The 4,688-nt window shown below is 74.5% G+C and carries 2 protein-coding genes and 1 pseudogene; all 3 read left to right on the plus strand.

What is annotated here, in order from left to right; all coding sequences use genetic code 11:
- A pseudogene (locus tag V7793_RS33685) lies at positions 1 to 435 on the plus strand (hypothetical protein); the annotation flags it as partial.
- Positions 436 to 437: 2 nt separating this feature from the next.
- Positions 438 to 3,275, plus strand: coding sequence for a bifunctional glycosyltransferase/CDP-glycerol:glycerophosphate glycerophosphotransferase (locus tag V7793_RS33690; protein WP_336013500.1), 2,838 nt, complete (start codon positions 438 to 440; stop codon positions 3,273 to 3,275).
- Positions 3,272 to 4,414: a glycosyltransferase gene (locus V7793_RS33695; protein ID WP_336013501.1), complete on the plus strand. Its 1,143-nt coding sequence runs from the start codon at positions 3,272 to 3,274 to the stop codon at positions 4,412 to 4,414. The genes V7793_RS33690 and V7793_RS33695 overlap by 4 nt, the downstream gene beginning before the upstream one ends.
- Positions 4,415 to 4,688: the final 274 nt, after the last annotated feature.

Consider the following 4,688-nt stretch of genomic DNA (forward strand, 5'->3'; position numbering starts at 1 on the left):
TGGCGGGCCGGTGGCGACCCGGCCCTGCGGCTGGTGGAGTGCGCGTCGCTGCTGATGCTCGCGGCGTTCCTGGTGTCACGGCCGTCGTTCCAGCACTACATGCTGGTGGTGCTGCCCTCGCTCGCCGCGTCGCTGGTGGTGCGCGCCGCCGCGGCGCGCTCGGCGTGGCTGTGGCTGCCGCTGCTGCCCGAGGCCGCCGGGGTCTCGTGGCCGCACCTGGAGACGGCCCGCAGGCACGCCTTCCGCGACGTCGTACTGATCACCGGGGTGACCGCGGCCCTGGCCCTGCACGCCTGGCGCACCCGCTCGGACCCCTCGGGGGAGGTGACTGTCAGTGCTCGCATCTACGCTTTGAGTAATCGCGAATCCGTCCGCGCGGATGGCGGGCCGCCCGAGTGTGCCCGCGATGCGCCGGACCGCACCGAGACGAGGTGACCGTGACCGCCGCACATCCCGCCCCCGGCCCCGATGTCAGCGTCGTCGTGATCGTCCACAACGACGCCGACCGCCTGCCGCGCGCCGTGCGGTCGGTCCTCGCCCAGTCCCTGCGCAACCTCGAAGTGATCATCGTCGACGACTGCTCGACGGACGGCACCTTCGCGGCCGCCGAGCGCCTCACCACCACAGATCCCCGCGTGCGGCTCATCCGGCTGCCCGTCAACAGCGGCGGCTGCGGCGCCCCGCGCAACGCCGGCATCGACGCGGCCCGCGCGCCCCACCTCATGTTCCTCGACAGCGACGACGAACTGCCGTACCACGCCTGCAAGTCCCTGCTGCTCACCGCCGAGGAGACCGGCGCGGACCTCGTCACCGGCGAGGTCACCCGCCTCTTCGAGGAGTCCGGCACCACCGGCCTGTGGTACCCCGAGCTCTTCGGGGACGTGCGCCTGGTCCACGGCATCCGCTCCGCCCCCGAGTTCTTCCTCGACCACCTCTCCACCAACAAGCTCTACCGCGCGGACTTCCTCGCCCGCCACGGCCTCCGCTTCCCGGAGGACATGCACTACGAGGACCAGCTCTTCACCGCCCGCGCCCTCACCCTCGCCCGCACCTTCGCCGTCGTCCCCTGGCCCGTCTACACCTGGCGGCTCGCCGCCGACCCCGCCACGCTCTCCATCTCCTCCAGCCGCCACAAGCTGCGCAACGCCGTCGACCGCATCAAGGCCGCCCGGCTCATCGACGCCTTCCTGGAGGAGTCCGGCAACACCGCCCTGCGGCCCGCGAAGGACGAGAAGTTCCTCCGCCACGACTTCCGCCTCTACCTCGGCGACCTCCCCTTCCGCGACCCCGAGTGGATCGCCGGCTTCGCCGCCGCCGTCACCCCCTACCTCGCGGAGATCGCCCCCGAGGCCCTCGCCGCCATGCCGCGCGAACAGCAGATCTGCCAGTTCCTGCTGTGCGCCGGGCGGTACGAGGACGCCGCCGAGTGCGCGCGCACCCTCGACCGGCCCCGGCTGGCCCCGCGCCACGTCGTCCGCGAAGCCGGCCGCACGTACTGGGGCCTGTCCCTGCCGCTGAACGCCGAGGAGGCCGCCGGCCTCGACATCACCGCCTGGCGCCTGGACGACCAGCCCTTCACCGCCGGCCCCCTGCGCCACGAAGTGGCCGAGGTCGTCCCCGACGGGTCCCTCCTGCGGATCCGGCTGCGCACCTACGACCCCGCGCTGCTGCTCACCGCACCGAGCCCGGTCGGCACCGAGCTGCGCATCGCCACCACCGGCGAGCCGCTGGCCGTGCCCTTCGCGTACGACCCCGCCGCGCCCGGTGAGGGCGGCCGCTTCGCCTACCGGACCGCCGAGGCCGTCCTCGACCTGCGCCGCATCCCCGTCGGCCCCAAGGGCTTCCGCGGCCGCAGACACCCCGTCGTCGTCCTCGAACGCCTCGGCCTCACCCGCACCGACCCCCTGCTGGCCCCCGCGGACCTCACCCCGCTGCAGGCGCGGATCCCCCAGCGCGGCCCGCTCGCCGCCCACACCGTGCGCGTGGCCTGCGAGGGGCACGGGGCCGGCCGGCTGGAGCTGTCCTGGGAGCGCGCCGGCGCCCTCGGCCGGGCCGAGGCCGCGGCCGGTCAGCTGCAGCCCGTCCGGCGCGGCGTCCAGCGGCTCACCCGCCGCGTCACGGGCCCCCGCATCAAGGCCCTCACCTACCACGAGCTGCAGAAACTGCCCGTGGACGAGGGCCTCGTCGTCTTCGAGGCACTGGAGGGCCGCGGCTACGCGGACAGCCCCCGCGCCATCCACGAGGAGCTGCAGCGCCGCGACCTGCCCCTGCACGCCGTCTGGTCCTACTCCGGCAACCGCTCCTCCTACCCCGAGGGGCTCCCGCTGGTCCGCCGCGGCAGCTGGGAGTACGTCCGCGCCCTCGCCCGCGCCCGCTACTGGGTGGACTCCCACGGCTTCCCCACCCTCTACGGCAAGCGCCCCGCCACCCGCTACCTGCAGACCTGGCACGGACAGGCGTTCAAGCACATGGGTTTCGACGTGCCCGAGCTGCGGCTGGCCGGCCCCGAGCGGCGCCGGCGCCACCGCGAGACGATCGCCCGCTGGGACGCCCTCATCGCCCCCAGCGAGGAGTTCGAGCGCACGTTCGTCCGCGCCAACGGCTACACGGGCGAGCTCCTGCGCACCGGCCTGCCCCGCAACGACGACCTCGTCCGCTGGGACGACCCCGTCCGCCGCGAGCGCGCCGCCGCCACCCGCGAGCGGCTGCAGATCCCCGACGGCCGCCGCGTCCTGCTCTACGCCCCCACCTTCCGCGACGGCGCGCGCGGCAGCGGCGAGTCCGTCCGGGCCGACCTGCCCGAGCTCGTGCGCTACCTCGGCGAGGAGTGGACGATCGTCGTCCGGCCGCACTACTACGAGCGGTACACCGTCCCCCGCGAGCTCGGCCACGCCGTGCGCGACGGACGCGACTTCGCCGACCTCAACGACCTCCTGCTCGCCTCCGACGCGCTCCTCACGGACTACTCGTCCCTGATGTTCGACTACGCCAACCTCGGCCGTCCCATCCTCTTCTTCACCGACGACTACGAGCACTACCGCGCCACCGCCCGCGGCACCTACTACGACCTGCCCGACATCGCGCCCGGCCCGATGCTCACCACGACCGACGAGCTCATCGCCGCCCTGCGGGACCTGAAGGCGGTGCAGGAGGAGTGGGCCGGGGCCTACGCACGCTTCCGGGAGCGGTTCAACCCCTACGAGATGGGCAAGTCGAGCGAGACCGTGGTGGACCTGTTCTTCGCAGGGGCCCTCGCAGGGGGCGAGGCCCGGTGAAGCGGCGCAACCTCTTCCTCCTCGGGATCGACGTCGACTCCATGGGCGGCTCGCAACGCGTCCTGCACACGCTCGCCCAGGGCTTCGCCGAGCGCGGCCACCGCGTCGAGCTCATCGGCATCCGCCCCAGCCCGGAGCCCCACACCTTCCTGGACGCCCCCGCCTACCGCCGCACCACCCTCTACCGCACCCCGGCCCGGCCCGCCTGGCGCGCCGTCTCCTTCGCCGAGCGGCTGAGCCCCGCGCGGCTGCGGGCGGCGCGCGCCGAGCGGCAGGAGCGGGAGCGGGCACGGGAGCGGCTGGCCCGCCGCTTCGCCGCCGTCCGCGACGGCATGGTCGTCATCGGATCGCCCTGGGCGGCGGCGTGGCTGCAGGCGGTCGAGTGGTCCCACCTGAAGGGCATCGGGCAGTACCACGAGTCCTTCCACCAGGCGTGCACCTCCGAGAACCTCCAGCTGATCCTGCGCCACTACCCGGCCCTGGAGAAGGCGGTGTTCCTCAGCGAGCCGGACGCCGCCGAGTTCCGGCGCCGCCGGCTGCCCAACGCCACCGTCCTGCCCAACCCGCTGCCCTTCGCCCCCACGGGCCGGGCCTCCCTGGACACCCGGCGCGTCGGCGCGGTCGGCCGCCTGGAGGCCGTCAAACGCCTGGACCGGCTCCTCGACGCCTTCGCCACGGCCGCCGCCGCACAGCCCGAGTGGGAGCTGCACCTCTTCGGCGACGGCCCGCTGGAGCAGGAGCTGCGCGCCCGGGCCGAAAGCCTGGGCATCGCCGGGCGCGTCCACTTCCGCGGCAGCGTGCGGGACATGGCGGCCGCCTACCGCGAGCTCTCCGTCGTCGCCCTCACCAGCGAGCGCGAAGGCCGCCCGATGGCGCTCGCCGAGGCCTCGGCGCTCGGCGTTCCCTGCGTGAGCTTCGACCTGTCGGGCGGCGTCCGCGAGCTGGTCCGCCACGGGCGGACGGGCACGCTCGTGCCGTCCGGCGACGTGGGGGCCTTCGCCGCCGCGCTCGGAGAGCTCATGGCGGACGACGCCCTCCGCGAGCGCTACGGGGGCGCTGCGCGCGAGCACGTCGTACCACTGCAGTTGCCTGCCGTGCTCGACCGGTGGGAGGCGTTGTTCGAGGAAATCGACCGTTAGCCGATGGCAGGGGGGAACATGGGCATGAAGCTCGACTGCGGGTTGTCCGTGGCTGGGCGCGCAGTTCCCCGCGCCCCTTTCGGGGCGCGATGCCGCCCCGGCCTGTCAGCGCCGCGCCACCGCCCACGCGCCGCGCAGGCCCGACGCCAGGCGCAGGGCCAGCGAGCCGTTCACCGTGGCGTAGGGCCGGGCCAGCAGGACGCCGTGACGCAGGCTCGGCAGGGCCGCGCGGTGCAGCCCGCCGCCCACGGCCCGGACAGTCGTGCGGAACGCC

Source organism: Streptomyces sp. KLMMK, assembly GCF_036961605.1.
GTDB lineage: Bacteria > Actinomycetota > Actinomycetes > Streptomycetales > Streptomycetaceae > Streptomyces > Streptomyces telluris.